Source organism: uncultured Agrococcus sp. (assembly GCF_945915485.1).
In the GTDB taxonomy this organism is placed as follows: domain Bacteria; phylum Actinomycetota; class Actinomycetes; order Actinomycetales; family Microbacteriaceae; genus Agrococcus.
Window position 1 is genome coordinate 1 of sequence record NZ_CAMEFJ010000027.1, and the last position, 16648, is coordinate 16648.

The 16648-nt window shown below is 62.6% G+C and carries 18 protein-coding genes; 5 read left to right on the forward strand and 13 right to left on the reverse strand.

The genetic code is table 11. The features are described 5' to 3' along the window. Positions 1 to 256: 256 nt before the first annotated feature. The 3 genes from Q0O95_RS06440 to Q0O95_RS06450 form a co-directional block, all read right to left on the reverse strand. Positions 257 to 1078 (reverse strand): sulfurtransferase, encoded by an 822-nt coding sequence (locus tag Q0O95_RS06440; RefSeq protein ID WP_293696528.1) that lies wholly within the window; start codon positions 1076 to 1078, stop codon positions 257 to 259. Positions 1079 to 1177: 99 nt separating this feature from the next. Continuing rightward, the gene (locus Q0O95_RS06445; RefSeq protein WP_293696530.1) at positions 1178 to 1450 is read right to left on the reverse strand and encodes a hypothetical protein; all 273 of its coding nucleotides are present in this window, start codon (positions 1448 to 1450) and stop codon (positions 1178 to 1180) included. Further along, on the reverse strand, positions 1447 to 2049 hold the full coding sequence (locus Q0O95_RS06450; protein WP_293696532.1) for a hypothetical protein: 603 nt from the start codon (positions 2047 to 2049) through the stop codon (positions 1447 to 1449). Before Q0O95_RS06450 ends, Q0O95_RS06445 begins: the two co-directional genes overlap by 4 nt. A gap of 131 nt (positions 2050 to 2180) precedes the next feature. On the opposite strand from Q0O95_RS06450, the gene Q0O95_RS06455 reads away from it, so the two are divergent. Next, positions 2181 to 2615, forward strand: a complete 435-nt coding sequence (locus tag Q0O95_RS06455; RefSeq protein WP_293696534.1) for a DUF4190 domain-containing protein — start codon at positions 2181 to 2183, stop codon at positions 2613 to 2615. Between the two features lie 9 nt (positions 2616 to 2624). Here the strand turns inward: Q0O95_RS06455 and dnaB are convergent, their stop codons facing one another. From dnaB to Q0O95_RS06490, 7 genes are all read right to left on the reverse strand, one after another. Further along, positions 2625 to 4025, reverse strand: a complete 1401-nt coding sequence (gene dnaB, locus Q0O95_RS06460) for a replicative DNA helicase (RefSeq protein WP_293696536.1) — start codon at positions 4023 to 4025, stop codon at positions 2625 to 2627. 374 nt (positions 4026 to 4399) lie between these two features. After that, a complete protein-coding gene (gene rplI, locus Q0O95_RS06465) occupies positions 4400 to 4852 on the reverse strand; it encodes a 50S ribosomal protein L9 (protein WP_293696538.1) in 453 nt (150 codons plus the stop codon). Positions 4853 to 4861: 9 nt separating this feature from the next. After that, positions 4862 to 5113 (reverse strand): 30S ribosomal protein S18, encoded by a 252-nt coding sequence (gene rpsR, locus Q0O95_RS06470; protein WP_293696539.1) that lies wholly within the window; start codon positions 5111 to 5113, stop codon positions 4862 to 4864. Between the two features lie 22 nt (positions 5114 to 5135). Beyond that, complete coding sequence (locus tag Q0O95_RS06475) at positions 5136 to 5651, reverse strand: single-stranded DNA-binding protein (protein WP_293696540.1); 516 nt, start codon at positions 5649 to 5651, stop codon at positions 5136 to 5138. Between the two features lie 2 nt (positions 5652 to 5653). Further along, positions 5654 to 5983, reverse strand: a complete 330-nt coding sequence (rpsF, locus tag Q0O95_RS06480) for a 30S ribosomal protein S6 (RefSeq protein WP_293696542.1) — start codon at positions 5981 to 5983, stop codon at positions 5654 to 5656. 128 nt (positions 5984 to 6111) lie between these two features. Then, complete coding sequence (locus Q0O95_RS06485; RefSeq protein WP_293696543.1) at positions 6112 to 6981, reverse strand: bile acid:sodium symporter family protein; 870 nt, start codon at positions 6979 to 6981, stop codon at positions 6112 to 6114. 216 nt (positions 6982 to 7197) lie between these two features. Beyond that, entirely contained in the window at positions 7198 to 8625 is a 1428-nt protein-coding gene (locus Q0O95_RS06490; RefSeq protein ID WP_293696544.1) for a CCA tRNA nucleotidyltransferase, read from the reverse strand. Between the two features lie 103 nt (positions 8626 to 8728). Between Q0O95_RS06490 and Q0O95_RS06495 the strand changes: the two genes are divergently transcribed. The 4 genes from Q0O95_RS06495 to trxA all read left to right on the forward strand — a co-directional run bounded on the left by Q0O95_RS06495 (position 8729) and on the right by trxA (position 13727). Then, on the forward strand, positions 8729 to 10735 hold the full coding sequence (locus tag Q0O95_RS06495; protein WP_293696545.1) for a DUF6049 family protein: 2007 nt from the start codon (positions 8729 to 8731) through the stop codon (positions 10733 to 10735). Further along, positions 10732 to 12369, forward strand: a complete 1638-nt coding sequence (locus Q0O95_RS06500; protein ID WP_293696546.1) for a lipid II flippase MurJ — start codon at positions 10732 to 10734, stop codon at positions 12367 to 12369. The genes Q0O95_RS06495 and Q0O95_RS06500 overlap by 4 nt, the downstream gene beginning before the upstream one ends. 60 nt (positions 12370 to 12429) lie before the next feature. Further along, positions 12430 to 13353, forward strand: a complete 924-nt coding sequence (gene trxB / locus Q0O95_RS06505) for a thioredoxin-disulfide reductase (protein WP_293696547.1) — start codon at positions 12430 to 12432, stop codon at positions 13351 to 13353. A 62-nt stretch (positions 13354 to 13415) separates the two neighbouring features. Then, positions 13416 to 13727 carry a thioredoxin gene (gene trxA, locus Q0O95_RS06510; protein WP_293696548.1) on the forward strand — a complete coding sequence of 104 codons (312 nt, stop codon included), beginning with the start codon at positions 13416 to 13418 and terminating at the stop codon, positions 13725 to 13727. A 54-nt stretch (positions 13728 to 13781) separates the two neighbouring features. Here the strand turns inward: trxA and Q0O95_RS06515 are convergent, their stop codons facing one another. The 3 genes from Q0O95_RS06515 to rsmG form a co-directional block, all read right to left on the reverse strand. Continuing rightward, complete coding sequence (locus tag Q0O95_RS06515; protein WP_293696549.1) at positions 13782 to 14810, reverse strand: ParB/RepB/Spo0J family partition protein; 1029 nt, start codon at positions 14808 to 14810, stop codon at positions 13782 to 13784. After that, positions 14807 to 15640: a ParA family protein gene (locus tag Q0O95_RS06520; protein WP_293696565.1), complete on the reverse strand. Its 834-nt coding sequence runs from the start codon at positions 15638 to 15640 to the stop codon at positions 14807 to 14809. The genes Q0O95_RS06515 and Q0O95_RS06520 overlap by 4 nt, the downstream gene beginning before the upstream one ends. A 423-nt stretch (positions 15641 to 16063) precedes the next feature. Further along, entirely contained in the window at positions 16064 to 16636 is a 573-nt protein-coding gene (rsmG, locus tag Q0O95_RS06525; RefSeq protein ID WP_293696567.1) for a 16S rRNA (guanine(527)-N(7))-methyltransferase RsmG, read from the reverse strand. Positions 16637 to 16648: the final 12 nt, after the last annotated feature.

Consider the following 16648-nt stretch of genomic DNA (forward strand, 5'->3'; position numbering starts at 1 on the left):
CTGTCATCCTGCTGATCGTCTGCGGGGGCGTCATCGTTCGTCGAGCATCCGGTTACGGCGAGTGCCATAACTGCGATCCCGGCGAGAGCCGTCATTCCGCGGCGCTTCAATGTGGCCATCTCTATTGTGTTCTCCTCGTGCGGGGGAAACCCGAAGCGGGTCGGGCATAAGGTAAGGCTTACCTAACTAGACCAACTGTAGGGGAACGCGTCGCGATTGTCGACCCAACCGCGGGACGGGATTTCCACGGGCGCTGCTAGCTGCCGGAATCACCCTTCGCGACCGGGTGACCCGACCGCGCCGCGCCCCATTCGGCCCACGAACCGTCGTACACCGAAACGTGTTTGTGGCCGGCCAACGTCGCCGCAAGCGCAATGACGCAGGCGGTTACTCCGGAACCGCAGGATGCCGTGAGCGGCTGCTCCGGTTCGTCGACGTACGCGTGGATGCGCTCCCGAAGCTCTGCGACCGGAAGCATTCTTCCGCCGTCCTGCAATGAGGCGTAGTGCATCGACCGCGAACCGGGGATGTGCCCCGCCCGAACGCCGGGGCGAGGGTCGTCCTCGTCACCGGAGAAGCGCTCCGGAGAACGCGCATCCAGCACGGGATCGGCGGCCTCTAGCCTGCGCTCCACCCAGTTCGCATTCCGGAAGCGGGAGACCTCCCAGCACACCTCGACATCGCCGTCGCGGCCGAGATCGTCGGCGACCGGCGTGAGCGATCCACCGGCTTCACGCCAGGCGGGAAGCCCGCCGTCGAGGACCGCCGCCTTGATATCCGCCGACCGCAGCATCCACCAAGCTCGTGCCGAGGAGAAGATGCCGTTCGCGTCGTAGGCGACGACCCTGTCTCCGCGGCGGATGCCTAACTTGCGCAGCTCGCGCTCGAATCGACCGGGTGGGAGCATGCTGCGCATCCCGTCCTCCTGTCGTGAAAAGGCCCCGTCGATGTCGAAGCGGACAGCGCCCGGAATGCCGAGTTCCTGCCCGCGTGCGTCCATGACGCTCGCATCGACAACGACCAGGTTCGGTTCGTCGAGATGCCGTGTCAACCAGTCGACGCTCACCAGATGCTTCATTGTCGGCCCTTCCTACCGCGAGTTATTCGGGAACGAAGTGATGGTCTTGTCGCTCGTGAGCCCGCAAGCAGGAGCACGGGCGCCGCTGCCGTCAGGGTCTTACGAAGCGTTGTCGTCACCGTCCGCTTCCTCGGCCCGTTTCGCGGCCTCGAGTTTCGTCTTGTCGATGTCCTTGTTGACGGACAGCAGCAGCGTCGCCACAACCAGCAGGGTCGCTGTGAACGCGACGAGCGCGAAGATGCCGACGAGTGCCCAATTCCGGGTCGTGAGCAAGACGACGAGACCCGTGAACAGCGCCGCAATTGCCGCGAACGACAGATACTCCATCGGCTTCATCCGGTCACGAAAACTGGGTTTGTGCTCTTCCGTCACGATTCGCTCTCCAACCCTTTCGCGGCCGCCTCCCCCGTTACCCGGGAACCGAACGCTGCGGAAGCGGCAGCGATCGCGTGATACACCCCGACGATGGCGGCGTACGCCCCGAACAGCCCGGTGAGCGAGACCGCATCGGCGATGCCGAGAAGCGGGCTGAACGCCATGAGCAGGCCGAAGAGGCCGGTGCCGATCGCGACGGTACGCCAGTCGCGACCCAGCCCTGGACCACCTTCTTCCGAGGCGAGCTTGGTCGCCGAGAACTCAACCGCCGCGGTCGCGAATGCCCACAGCGCGACAAGACCGAGAAACACGACCTGCTGAGGTGACACGAGTAGCACCGCGAACGCCGCGAACGCGGCCAGCCCGTGGATGCTCCCCAGCACGAGGAACCGCATGCGCGCATCCCCCGTCTGCCGCGCCAGCGCGAACATGGCGATCGCAGTGCCGAGGAAGAACACCGTCGCGATCGTGAAGCCGACATGCATCGAATGGTCTTGCACGAAGACGACACCGAGGCCAGGTAGAAGGGCCGCGAAAGAACGCGCTGCCGGCAACAGCCAGGCGCGCGAAGAAGAACGAGAAGTCAGCGCATTCACTACCTGTCTATCGTACTTCCAAACCCTCCCGAGGGCCATTCGGGCGACCGAGCGTGGCGCTCGATTCTGTCGACCAACATCCAGGCGGACATGGCACACTCGGTCGCGAAGAGGAGAGGCAGACGTCGCGTATGACCTACGACCCCAGCAATCCCTACGCCGGGCAGCAGCAGAACCCCCAGCCGCACGGCAATCAGCAGCCGTACGGCGCGCATCAGTACGGCCAGTACTCCATCGGGGGCTCGGGTCAGTACCAGTACGGTGACACCGGCGGCTACATGAGCGCCGCCCGGAGCGTGCAGACGAAAACCAACGTCATGGCGATCGTCAGCCTTGTCTTGGGAGGTATTTCGTTCACGCTGTCCTTCGGCGTGGTGCTGTGGCTGTTCTCGCTCCTGATCGGCGTGGCCGGTTTGATCCTCGGCTTCATCGGCATGAGCAAGGTGAAGAGCTACGGCAGCGGCAAGGGTGTCGCGATCGCCGGCATCATCACCAACGCACTGGGAATCCTGGGCAGCCTGTTCTGGGCGTTCATGTCACTGCTGCTCTTCGTTCCGCTCATGTAGCAGCGGCCGCTACTCCTCGACGGGAGGCGGCGGCGCCCCGAATGAGGGCCCGGAGTCGGCGTGTGCCAGATCGGCGAATCGCTGCAGATGACCGTGGAATGCGACAGGGATCGTCTTCGTGGGACCACCGCGGTGCTTCGCGACGATGATGTCCGCCTCCCCCGGGCGGACATCCCGGTCGTAGGCGTCCTCACGGTGCAGCAGGACCACCAAGTCGGCGTCCTGCTCGATGGAACCGGATTCGCGGAGGTCGGAGATCTGCGGCTTGCGGTCACTGCGAGCTTCGGCGTTACGGTTCAACTGCGATAGCGCGATCACCGGCACCTGGAGCTCTTTCGCGAGCAGCTTGAGCGAACGCGAGAACTCGGAGACCTCCTGCTGACGGGATTCCACCTTCTTGCCGCTCGTCATGAGCTGCAAGTAGTCGATGATGACCATCTTGAGGCCCATCTGCTGCTTGAGCCGACGGCACTTCGCGCGGATCTCGACGAGCGTCAGGTTCGGCGAATCGTCGATGAAGAGAGGGGCTTCGTTGACTCGCCCGTGCACCTGTGCGAGCGTCGTCCAGTCGCGCCGCTCGAGCGCACCCTTGCGCAGCTTGGTCATCAGGATGTTCGATTCGGCGCTCAAGAGCTTGAGTGCGATTTCGCTTCTGCCCATTTCGAGCGAGAAGAACACGGACGGTAGGTCGTGTTTGATCGCGGCGGTGCGGGCGAAGTCGAGCGCAAGTGTCGACTTACCCATACCGGGGCGGGCCGCGATAATCACCATCTGGCCGGGTTTCAGCCCGTTCGTGAGTTCATCGAACTCGTGGAAGCCGGTCGGGACACCGACCATGCCGCCTTCCAGGCTCTTCGCGGCTTCGATCTCGTCGATGGCCGACTGCACTGCGCTCGAGAGTTGCACGTAGTCGCCGCGATCGTCGTCGCCCATGACGCCGTAGATCTCGGACTGGGCGTTGTTCACGAGCTCCGTGACTTCACCTTCGGAGGCGTACCCCATCTGCACGATGCGCGTACCGGCTTCTACGAGCTTTCGCAGAACACTCTTCTCGGCGACGATCTCGGCGTAGTAGCCCGCGTTCGCCGCCGTGGGAACGATGCTTGTGAGCGAGTGCAGGTAGTCGATTCCGCCCGCACGCGTCAACTGCCCCGTTTTCGTCAGCTCGTCGGCGACCGCGATGACGTCGATCGGCTCACCGTGCGTGTAGAGATTGAGAATGCCCTCGTAGATGACAGCGTGCTTCGGTACGTAGAAGTCGGAGCCCTTGAGAGTTTCCAGAACATCCGCGACCGCGTCCTTCGAAAGCAGCATGCCGCCGATCGCCGACTGTTCCGCAAGCTCATCGTGGGGAGGCGTACGCTCTGCGCTGGACGATCGCGCGAACTCCTGTTCCACCAGGTCAGTCATGATCCTCCGTTCGGATTCCTTTGCGACGCACGCTACTGCGAACCCCGGACATGCAGCGGGCCGGCTCGCGCATCCGTGGATGGCGCTACCGTAGGCCGCAGCTGCGGCATCCCACAAACGAGGGCTGTGGAGAGCGTGTGGATAACCGGCGAACTTCTCCGTAATCCGCCGGAGTGAATTGTGGACGACTCTGTGGATTACACGTGGGTAACTCAGCACAATTGCCTTTTGACCGGGCATTATGTTTTGCACAGCCTTGTGGAAAAACTAGGATCAAGTTCACGTTGAAACTTCACACCGCGGATGAACAACACTCGGTCGCGAACAGACTTCAGGGGCGCACCCCAGCGGGTGCGCCCCTGAAAAATCGCTTGCTACTTGGTGGCTACGACGTCGAACTTGATGTTCGCGACGATACCGTCGCGCAGCTTCGCAGTCGCCTCGTAACGACCGACGGCCTTGACCGACGATGCGAGCTCGATGACACGGCGATCGATCGAGCCGAGGCCGGCGGCCTCGACCGCTTCAGCGATGTCGCGCGGCTGCACGGAACCGAACAGACGCCCCTCGGCACCTGCCTTGACCGAAACGCGCAGAGGCGCCGCTTCGATCTTTGCCTTGAGGTCGTGCGCCTCTTCGATGGTGGCGTGCTCGCGAGCTGCACGCGCGGACTTGATCTGATCGACCTGCTTCTCGCCGCCGCGGGTCCACGGGGTAGCGAAACCCTGCGGGACGAGGTAGTTGCGGGCGTACCCGTTCTTTACCTCGACAACGTCGCCAGCGGAGCCCAGGCCGGTGACCTCATTGGTCAGAATTACCTTTGCCATGACGTCTCCTTAGCGACCCGCACCCGAGTACGGCAGCAGTGCCATCTCGCGGGCGTTCTTGATTGCCTTCGCGATGAGACGCTGCTCCTGCACCGAGACTCCGGTGATGCGACGGGCGCGGATCTTGCCACGCTCCGAGATGAACTTCTTCAGCGTTGCGACGTCCTTGTAGTCGATGACGCCGACTTTGATTGCCTTCGCGGGGGCTACGGGCTTACCCTTGCCGCCGCGGGGCTTACGGTTGGATGACCGTCCAGCCATGATTTTCCTATTCTCTTAAAACCTAAAACGGAGTTTCGTCGTTGCCGTACGAACCGGGTGAGTTCCAGACGTCTCCTCCGGAGCTCTGGCCGGGCTGAGCCCAAGCGTCGCCCTGCGAGCGAGCCTGCTGGCTTCCGCCCTGGTTCTGGCCGCCCGAACGCTGACCGGCGCCACCCGACGAACGCGTGACCTGCGCTGTCGCGAACCGGAGCGAAGGGCCGACCTCGTCGACCTCGAGCTCGAGCGACGTGCGCTTCTCGCCTTCCTTGGTTTCGTACGAACGCTGCTTGAGACGGCCCTGCGCGATGACGCGCATGCCCTTCTGCAGCGTCGAGGCCGAGTGCTCGGCGAAATCGCGCCATACGGATGCACGGATGAACAGCGGCTCGCCGTCCCTCCACTCACCTGCCTGACGGTCGTACGAACGGGGGGTGGACGCGATCGTGAAGTTCGCGACGGCGAGGCCGTTTTGCGTGTAGCGCAGCTCAGGGTCGGCAGTAAGGTTGCCGACCACGGTCATGATGGTCTCGCCAGCCATGACTACGCTGCGTCCGCGTCGGTAGCGTTCAGGTCGACGACGGCCTCGTCCTTACGCAGCACCTTGGTGCGCATAACGGCCTCCGACAGCTTCAGCTGACGGTCGACTTCGCTGGTGGTTGCGGGCTCAGCCGTGAAGTTCACGACCGCGTAGATGCCCTCGGTCTTCTTCTGGATTTCGTACGCTAGGCGACGACGTCCCCAGATGTCGATGTTCTCGATCGTGCCACCGTCCTTACGGATGACCTCGAGGAACTTATCGAGCTGCGGGGCGACGGTACGCTCATCGACCTCTGGGTCGATGATTACCATCAGCTCGTAGCTTGTTGCCATGCTTCACCCACCTCCTTCGGACTCGAACGGCTGCAGGCTCTCTGCAGCAGGAGGGTATTGCATGCGTGCGCGAATGCGCACAACCTGACAATGATAGCGGGTCGGAACGCAAATGCGCCAGTCGAATCCTACTGCGGTTCCCGGACTCGACCGACTCGCGAGATCGCCAAACCGAACAGGGTCGCGAAGACGTACATCGCCATCGAATAGACAGCTGCGGGAACAGCCATGACCGTGCTGCCCAGCACCGAGATCGCGATCGTCAACGCGATCGTCGTGTTGTGAATGCCGATCTCCATGGCCGTCGCGACCGCCTGGGGTTCGCCCAGCCGCATCGCCTTCGATGCGAAGTAGCCGATCGTCAGGCTCAGGATGCAGAACAGCGAGACGACCCAGCCGACGTCGGAAAGATACGGCTGGATGACCGCCCACTCGGAGATCAGAGCGCCGATCGCGACAACGGCGAGTACGAGAATCGAGAAGATTCTGACCGGCTTGTCGGCACGCTCCGCAAGCTTTGTACGGAACCGCCGCACGACCATCCCGAGGGCGACCGGCACCAGCACGATTGCGAAGACGGTCACGACTTTGTCGAACTGGAGGCCGACTGTCCCCTCCCCCGCGTCGAAGTACCAGATCGCGAAGTTCGTGATGACGGGGAGCGTAACGACGGCGATGACCGAGTTGAGCGCCGTCAGCGAGATGTTCAGCGCGACATCGCCGCGGAACAGGTGCGAGTAGAGATTCGCGGTCGTGCCGCCGGGGGATGCCGCGAGCAGCATGACGCCGACCGCGAGGATGCCGGGAAGGTCGAATGCGACGATGAGCCCGAAGGCGACTGCCGGCAGCACGATGAGTTGGAGCCCCAGCGCTACGAGAACGGCCCTCGGCATGGTTGCTACGCGACGGAAGTCTCCCAGCGTGAGGCTCATACCGAGACCGAACATGACGATCGCCAACGCGATCGGAAGACCGACTGACACCAATGGCAGGTCCATAGGGTTCAGCTTAGCGATATGGCTCTCACATTCCTCGGCGAAGCGCGACGCCTGCGATCGGCAGCCGACTTCGCCCATCCTGGGCACACTTCTCGGTCTATAGCCGGAATGAACGCGCTATACGGGCGTGTCGCCATCCATAGACCGAGAAGTGCAACGGACTGGAAGGGAGGGTGGAGAGTAGGGCGGCGGATGGAATGCAGCGGGTGGACGAGCTCAGCCCCGCTCCTCCCACCACTGGCGCAGCAGCTCGGTCGCCCGTTCCTTCCCGAGCGGGCCGTGATCCATACGCGCTTCCAGCAGCATCTTGTACGCCTCGCCCACCGCGCGACTCGGCTGGATGTCGAGAATCGTCATGATCTCCGTGCCATCGAGGTCCGGGCGCATGGCATCCAGTTCCTCCTGCTCCGACAGCTCCTCGATGCGGCGCTCCAGATCGTCGTACGCGAAGTCGAGCATCTGCGCCTTCCGACGGTTGCGCGTCGTCACATCCGATCGCGTCAGGACGTGCAGACGCTCGAGCTGCTCCCCCGCATCGCGCACGTAGCGGCGAACGGCAGCATCCGTCCACGCGGCGTCGGAATATCCGAAGAACCGCAGGTGCAGCTCGATGAGTCTGGATACGGCCGCGATCGTGTCGTTGTCGAAGCGCAGCGTACGCATGCGCTTCTTCGCCATCCTGGCACCGACGAGATCGTGATTGTGGAACGAGACGACCCGGCCATCGACACGTTTCGTCGCAGGCTTGCCGATGTCGTGCAGCAAGCCGGCAAGCCGCGACACCAGATCGGGCCCGGCATCCGGGTTCCTGCTCGCCCACAGGTCGATACCCTGCTCCAACACCGTCAGCGAATGCTCGTAGACGTCTTTATGATGTGCGTGCTCATCCGCTTCAAGTCGCAAAGCGGGCACTTCGGGCAGCACGCGCTCGAGAACACCCGTTTCGGTCAGCAACCGGATGCCCGGCACTGGGTCGCGCGTCAGCAACAGCTTCGAAAGCTCGTCGCGCACTCGCTCGGCACTGATCCGCTCGATCTCGCTCGCCAGTTCCGTCATGGAATCTACAACTCGCTCGGCCGCGACGAACCCGAGCTGCGCCGTGAAACGAGCCGCCCTCAGCATGCGGAGCGGGTCGTCTCGAAACGACTGCTCCGGCTCACGGGGTGTTTCGAGCACGCCCTCGAGCAGGTGTTCAACCCCTCCCCCGACGTCCACGAGTTGCAACTGCGGCAGACGCAATGCCATGGCGTTCACGGTGAAATCGCGCCGCACGAGATCGTCCTCGAGCGAGGTGCCGAATTCGACCTCGGGTTTTCGCGACTGACCGTCGTACACGTCGGCACGGTAGGTCGTGATCTCGACAACCCAGCCCTCGATGCGGCAGGCGATCGTGCCGAACTGCCGGCCGACATCCCACTGCGCATCGGAAATGGGGCGCACGATGCGCAGAATCGTGTCGGGATCGGCGCTCGTCGTGAAATCGAGATCCTTCACATCCAGGCCGAGAAAAGCGTCGCGAACGGGACCGCCGACGAGCGCAAGCTCCTCTTCCGCGGCCGCGAACGCTTCGGAAAGAACAGCTGTCGGTCCACCACTCGCAAGGGCGCGGAGTCGATCGTGGGCTTCTGCAAACGAGACGGTCATAGCGTGACCAGTTTCGCATTGAATGCGCGAAATCCCGCACGCACACAGCGGAACCAGTGCCGCGAGGTCACCGCACGCATTTCCGACTCGTACACTGAATCCCATGCACGTTATCGCGAGGGTCTCCGCCGCAGCGGCCGCCCTGGTGACCGGGATGTCGGGGCTCGCTCTTCCCGCACCCGCCCAGCAGGATGTCGTCCGACAGGATGCCGACTCGCTCAGCCTGGTCGTCGGGGCGGTCAACGGCCGGCTCGAGCCCGGCGATGACATCGATCTCGCGCTTTCGATCGACAACGGCACATCATCGGACCTGCAGGGAGCAACAGCCGATCTCGTCATGACCTACGTTCCCGTGGACACGCGGTTTGCACTCGACGCGTGGTTGGAGGGCGACCCCGTGCTCGGTGCACGTCCCGTCACCTCATTCGAGGTGCCCGATGTTCCGCAGGGTGGCGACGTCGCGACCGATGTCACGATCCCGGCGGATGCCCTCGGGCTCAGCCAGCAGTCGACGCCGGGGGCCTACGGTCTGCGCGTCACCGTCGGCGACGTCACGACCAGCACACTGCTGACGGTGGGAGCTCCCAGCACCCCTGGCACGACGCTGTCCCTGGCCGCGCAGATCTCTGCGGAACCCGATTCGACGGGGCTCCTCAGTCGCGAGCAGCTCACGGCGCTGACGAGCAACGTCGGTTCGCTCGAGCGGCAGTTGCGAGCCGTCGAACCGTACCCGATCTCCGTCGGGATCGACCCCATGATCGAGACGTCCGCCTACGCGGTTGAGACGTCCGCCCCCGCGACCACCTGGGACTGGATCGACAGAACCTATGAGCTCGAGCATCCGTTTCACACCAGCTACGCGAGAAGCGACATTCTCGCGCAACTCGAGGCCGGCCTGACACCGCTTGAGCCCCTCGGGTACCCCGACGAAACGGCACAGGGCGGCGTCACGGACGGCATCCCTACGATTCTCGCCGGCCGGGGGGTCATCGACGCGACCGGGCGCGCGATCGATGCTGATTTACTGGCCGCGGCCGAGGGATACGGCGTGCCGTTCCTGTCGACAGGGCAGCTCGACGAGCAACTCGAAAGCCCAACACCTTCCGCCGCCGTCTCGATCGACGGTGTAACCGCCCTTGCCGCCGATCAGGAACTGCAGGCCCTACTCGACGCGGCTACAGGCGGCGAATCGACCGCGGATCGCAGCGCAGCGACGAGCGAGCTCATAGCGCTGCTCGCAACGATTTCACGGGAGGCTCCGAATTCGGCCCGCGCCCTCGCCGCCACGATCGATCCCGCCGGCCGAGGCGCGGAGGACGTCCTGCAGGCGCTCGATAGTTCCGGATGGGTGGACCTGGCGTCGATAGGGGCCGCCTTGGACGGTCCGGCTCGCGAGGCGACCCTCGTGGATGCGGAGGCCGACGAACTCGATATCGCTCTGCGGGAGGCCGCGGAGTCGGTCCACGAAGACGATGCGCGCATCGAGCGGTACTCCGGGATCGCCGACGAGCCCCGATCACTACGCGTGCCGCACAGGCTCACGGCGCTCGCCGCGCTCCACGTCACGAGCGTCACGACCGAGCCTTCGCTCGAGCGCCAGGTGCGCAGCTTCTCCGTGCTGACGGATGAATTGCTCGAGTCCGTCCGCATTCTTCCCGGCAGCCAGATCCGCATCGTGGGTTCGAGCGTGCAGCTGCCGGTCGAGCTCGTCAACGAGCTCGACGACGGCGTAACCGTCTCCGTGCACCTTCGCACCCTCAGCCCCATCGTGATCGTCGATGACCCGTTTACGGAAGTCACGATCGACGCGGGCAGCACGCAGCGTGTTCTTGTCCCTGTCGAGGTCATCGGCTCCGGCACGACCAATGCGATCGTCACTGTGCAGACGGCGGACGGTGAGGAGATCAGTGCTCCCGTGACGCTGCACGTCGCCGCCCAGCCGGAGATCGAGACTGTACTGTTGTGGATCGGTGCCACCAGCGTGCTGCTGCTGCTCGGTTTCGGACTCTGGCGGTCACTGCGGAAGCGGGCGCAGGGTAAGGCTGCGGGCGATCTCGATGTCGCCGAGTTGCCGAAGCGGACACGAACGAAAGACTCCGGGGAACAGTGAACATAGGCCGATCCAGTTTCATTCTGGCGAGCGGTACCGCGGTCTCCCGCGTGCTCGGGTTCGTGAAGACGATTCTGCTCACGATGACGATCGGCTCGACCGCTTCGACGGCGGCTACCGCTTTCGGCATCGCGAACACGCTGCCCAACAACATCTATGCGCTCATCGGCGCCGGCGCCGTCAATGCCGTGCTGGTGCCGCTCATCGTGCGGCAACTGCGCACACGCGACGGCGGCGAAGCATATATCTCGAAGCTGCTGACGCTGTGCGTGACGGCGTTCTTCATCTTCACGGTGCTCATCACCCTCGCTGCTCCCGGTCTCGTTTGGATCAACGCCGACACAAGTGACAGAGGGCTCAGCCCGGAGGCCTTCGAGCTGGCCGTCGCGCTGGCGTACTGGTGCCTCCCGCAGATCTTCTTCTACGCGATCTACACGCTGCTCGGCGAGATCTACAATGCCCGCGGCCAGTTCGGCCCCTACACGTGGGCGCCGGTCGTCAACAACATCGTCACGATCGCGGGATTGGCACTCTTCCTCGTGATCTTCGGCGGTGCCGAAGTCAACAGGGACCCGCTGATCTGGGGCATGGATCGCATTGCCGCAATGGGAATCGTCTCAACCGGTGGGGTCGCGGCCCAAGCACTTGTACTCGTGTTGTTCTTCCGGAAGACAGGGATGCGGTTCCGCTTCGACTTCCGGTGGCGGGGCGTGGGGCTTCGCTCGGCAGGTGTGAAGGCGTCCTGGCTGCTCGGCGTCGTCGTGATCTCGCAAATCGTCGCCATCGTGCAGACGCGCGTCGCGACGCTGGGCAGCGCAGACGGCCCCAGCTTGCTGACGATGTACAACGCATGGTATATCTTCCAGCTGCCGCACTCGATCATCGCAGTGTCGATCGCAATCGTGTTCTTCACCCAGATGTCGAACCACGCTGCCGACAACGACATACCGAAACTGCGACAGGATACGTCAACGGCGTTACGCGCGATCGGGATGCTCACGACGTTCTCGGCGGTCGTGCTGATCGTTGTGGCAGTCCCGCTGGCTCGACCGTTCGAAGACGGGATCTTCGACTATGCCGTCATCATGGCTACACTCGTCACCGCGAATGCGCTGCACCTCGTCGCCTTCAGTGGTCAATACGTGCTGGAACGTGTCTCCTACGCTCTCGAAGACACGCGTACACCGTTCATGGCCAGGCTCGCCTTCCTGCCGGTCTCGCTGCTCGCTCTGTGGGCAGCCAGTCTCTTCCCGAGCGAATACATCATTCTGGCCGTCGTGTCGTTCATCGCGCTGCAGAACACGATCTACGCTGCTCTGTGGTTGGTCATCGTTCGTCGCAAGATCGGCGCCTTCGGCATCCGTAGGGTCGCTCTGCGTCACCTCGTGTATCTCGGCCTCGCGATACCGGCCGGAGCCGCGGGCGCGGTCGTCGTGTGGCTCCTGGGCGGTTACTCGGACGGCTGGGCACATATCGGTGTCTTCCCGGCCGCCGTGACATGCGCTGCCGCCGGTGTCGTGATGTTGGCAATCTACTTCGGTGCGCTCTTCCTGTTCCGAGACCCCGATCTGCGGCTCGTGACGGACAAGCTGGTCACTCGGTTCCGTCGCGGTCGTGGCGCGCCTGCGGAATAGTCCACCACTAGACTCGGTTGCTGGTAATCACTACTTCTTTTCGCGAATTCAGGAGTGCTCGTGCACAAGGTCATCATCATCGGTTCCGGCCCGGCCGGCTACACGGCAGCAATCTACGCAGCGAGAGCCAACCTGAACCCGCTCCTCTTCGCTTCCAGTGTCGAGGCGGGTGGCGATCTGATGACGACCACCGATGTTGAGAATTTCCCAGGGTTTCCGAATGGCATCCAGGGCCCGGAGCTCATGCTGAACATGCAGCAGCAGGCCGAGCGGTTCGGGGCGGATGTCCGGCTCGAGGACGTCACCTCGCTCGAGCTCGACGGCCCCGTCAAGAAGGTGCACGTCGGCGATGAGACCCATGAGGCGCAAACCGTGATCTTCGCAACCGGCAGCGCGTACCGGAAGCTGGGCGTTACGGGTGAGGAACGGCTATCGGGCCGCGGCATCTCCTGGTGCGCAACGTGCGACGGTTTCTTCTTCAAGGACAAGCACCTCGTGGTCGTTGGCGGTGGCGACTCTGCCATGGAAGAGGCGACCTTCCTCACGAACTTCGCCTCGGCCGTCACCATCGTGCACCGGTCTGAAAGCTTCCGTGCCTCGGCCGTGATGCTCGAGCGTGCGAAGAACAACGAGAAGATCGACTTCATCACGAACGCGACCGTTACGGAAGCCAAGGGCGAGGAGGCGGTCGATGCGCTCGAACTCACCGACACCGTCACAGGTGAGAGCAGAGACGTTCCTGTTGACGGCCTGTTCATCGCCATCGGTTCCGACCCGCGCACGCATCTTGTGCACGGTCAACTCGAACTGACGGACGAGGGCACGATCGCGGTCGACGGGAGGTCGTCGCGCACCAATCTCCCCGGCGTCTTCGCCGCCGGGGACGTCATCGACCCGACCTACCGTCAGGCAGTCAGTGCAGCGTCGTCTGGCATGATCGCAGCGCTCGATGCTCAGCATTACCTCGAAGCCCTGGAGGATTAGGGCGGAATACGCAGCGCGTGCTCCGTGTTGCAATCAACGAGTCCCATGAAGGAGGGCCAAACGTGAAGAACGTAACCACAAGTACCTTTGACGCAGACGTACTGCAGGCCGAAAAGCCGGTTCTGGTCGATTTCTGGGCGGAGTGGTGCGGCCCGTGCCGTGCCGTTGCTCCCATTCTGGAGGAGATCGACACGGAGCAGGACGGTCTCGAGATCGTCAAGGTCAATGTCGACGAGAACCCCGATCTCGCTCAGCAGTACCAGATCACCTCGATTCCGAACATGAAGGTGTTCTCTCGTGGTGCTGTCGTGAAGGACATCATCGGTGCCAAGCCCAAGGCAGCACTCGAAGCCGACCTTGCCGACTTCCTGTAAGACATCCGTTGCAACCGCGTAGCGGAATGGGCCCGGCTTACTGCCGGGCCCATTTCATTGCAGGGGCTGCGCGTCGCCGAAGGGCTCCTCCCCCAGTTCCCGGAGAATCCTGTTGAGTTCCGCCACCGTCTGGAAGTCGACGACGATCTGGCCCTTGGATCGTCCGAGTGAGACACGTACTCGCGTGTCCAGTCGATCCGTGAGGCGCTCCGCCACTTCATTGAGGCCCCTCTGGACACTGCCCTTCTTCGGTTTCGATCGAGTCGTTCGCTCTCCCTGGGTAACAATAGCCTCCGCTGCGCGAACGGAAAGATCTTCGTTCACGATCTTGTCGGCAACCTGCTCCATCGCTTCGACGGTGTCCGCCGACAGGATGGCTCTTGCGTGCCCTGCGCTCAGCACTCCTGCGGCGACCCTCGCCTGGACTGTCTCCGGCAACCGAAGCAGACGGATCGTATTCGAGATCTGAGGTCTACTGCGGCCAATGCGCTCCGCGAGCTGCTCCTGGGTTATCCCGAAATCATCCATGAGCTGCTGGTACGCGGACGCTTCTTCGAGCGGGTTGAGTTGGGCTCTGTGAAGGTTTTCAAGCAGGGCGTCCCGCAGCATCGCGTCGTCCGGGGTGTCCTTGACGACAGCGGGAATCTCGCTGAGGCCTGCCCTTTGCGTTGCTCTCCAGCGCCGCTCCCCCATGATGAGTTCGAAGTGCGGTTCCTTCTTCGCGCCTTCTATAGGCCGAACCACAATGGGCTGAAATACCCCGAACTCCCGGATGGAGTGCTCCAGTTGGGCGAGCTCCTCCTCGTCGAACACCTGCCTTGGCTGTTGACTGTTCGGCCTGATATCCGAGGGGCTGATCGCCAAGAGGCGTGCGCCGGGTACGACAGCGAGGTCCTCGGCAGCCTGAGGCTCTGTGAAGAACACGTCGATCGGTGATGACTTCTTTACCGACGTTTCACGTGAAACATTGCGCTTGGAAGCCGACTGACGCGAGTCAGCTGCCTTCGAAGGCTCCGCATCCGTGGGCCCCTCAGTGGGGATGAGGGCACCGATACCACGCCCCAGGCCGGCTCGTTTACTCATCGTGCAACTCCTCGCTGTGCAATTTCCTTCGCTGCTTCCCTGTACGAGAGCGCACCCGGTGAATTCGGATCGTATGTGACAACCGTTTGTCCGAAACCGGGCGCTTCCGAGACCCTCACTGAACGAGGAATCACCGTTTCGAGCGCCTGTTCTGGAAAATGCTTTCGAACTTCGTCCGCTACCTGCTTCGACAGAATGGTACGACCGTCGTACATCGTCAGCACGACAGTCGACAAGTCGAGTTGTGGATTCAGATGCTGCTGGATCCGATGAATCGTGTCCAGTAGTTGGGTAACCCCCTCCAGTGCATAGTATTCGCTCTGGATCGGGATCATGACTTCTGTCGCCGCAGTGAACGCGTTGATCGTCAACAGGCCTAAGGACGGGGGACAATCGATGAAGACGTAATGCAGGTCTTCTCGCTCCATCAGGTAGTCCTGCAGGGCATCGCGCAGGACGAACTCACGACGATCCCGAGTCGCCAGTTCGAGATCCGCGCCGGCAAGGTGAATCGTCGACGGCAGGCACGATAGACGCTCGTCTTCGGGGGAGGCCTGGACCGTGCCCGCGATCTCCGCACCATCGATCATGACATCGTAAGAGCTCACGATGTCAGCATGATGATCAATACCCAATGCGGTGGATGCATTCCCCTGAGGATCGAGATCGATCAGGAGGACGTTGGCACCAGCTTGAGCAAACGACGCGGCGAGGTTGACGGCGGTCGTAGTCTTTCCAACTCCACCCTTTTGGTTCACGACGGTGATGACGCGAGTATCACGGGGAAGGGGGATGTCTGCTGACTCGAGCTCCCGCCTTCTTCGCGCCATATCCGCAAGCTCCCTTGCAATCGGCGTCGTGTCGAAGCGGGAAGATGATGCCACCAGTGTTCTCCATCGGGTTCGTGTTCCACGTGAAACATGGAAGAGTTCAACGCTCCATTCTGCCCTGTTTTCAGGGGCTCTGTCGAACTCGTTTCGTCATCGCGTGTTATACACAGGGGTGTGTATAACTTGACCCACGTGAAGACCTGCATCCTGCGAATTCTTCACAACATCCGCGATTTGACGCGGTTCCCGCTGCTCCCTATGGTTCAACATGATCTTCACACTTGTCCACAGATGAAGTGCGTCGCGTGCATACCTCTCGACACGCCCCACTCCGAGGCTCGATGTTTCACGTGAAACACTCGACACTCCCGGCGTGATCAATTCACGGCGACTCAGGCAAGATGTTTCACGTGAAACATGACATCAGGGATCGACAGTCGCCTTGAAAACACGGGTGGTCTCGAGTCCGGATACCGTTCCCAACTCCAGGACCTCCACCTCCTGAAGGCGGTGCTTGCGAATAGCCTTACTGGCCCTCGCGATCTCCTCGTGAACGCGGGCACCCTTCAGCAGGAGAAGCTGTCCGCCACTCCGGACAAGAGGAGCCGTCAATGGAATGAGTTTCGATAAAGCCGACACAGCTCGCGCAGTGACTGCATCGAAGGGGAAGCCGATATCCACTTCCTCCGCCCGGCCACGAAGAACACGAACGTTCTCAAGACGAAGACTCGACACGCACTCCTGCAACCAGACCGTCCGGCGCTCCATCGGTTCGATAAGCGTGAACTCGACATCGGGACGAGCAATCGCGAGAACAAGACCGGGGAAGCCACCTCCCGACCCCACGTCCCCCACACGTTGGGGGAGTAGGGGAGCGAGCAGCACGCTGTTCAGCATGTGCCGACTCCACAATTGCGGCAGCTCTCGTGGACCGATAAGTCCGCGCACCTCACCCTCTTTCACGAGTCGGGAATACAGGCTCCTAGCCAGATGCATGCGATCGCCGAA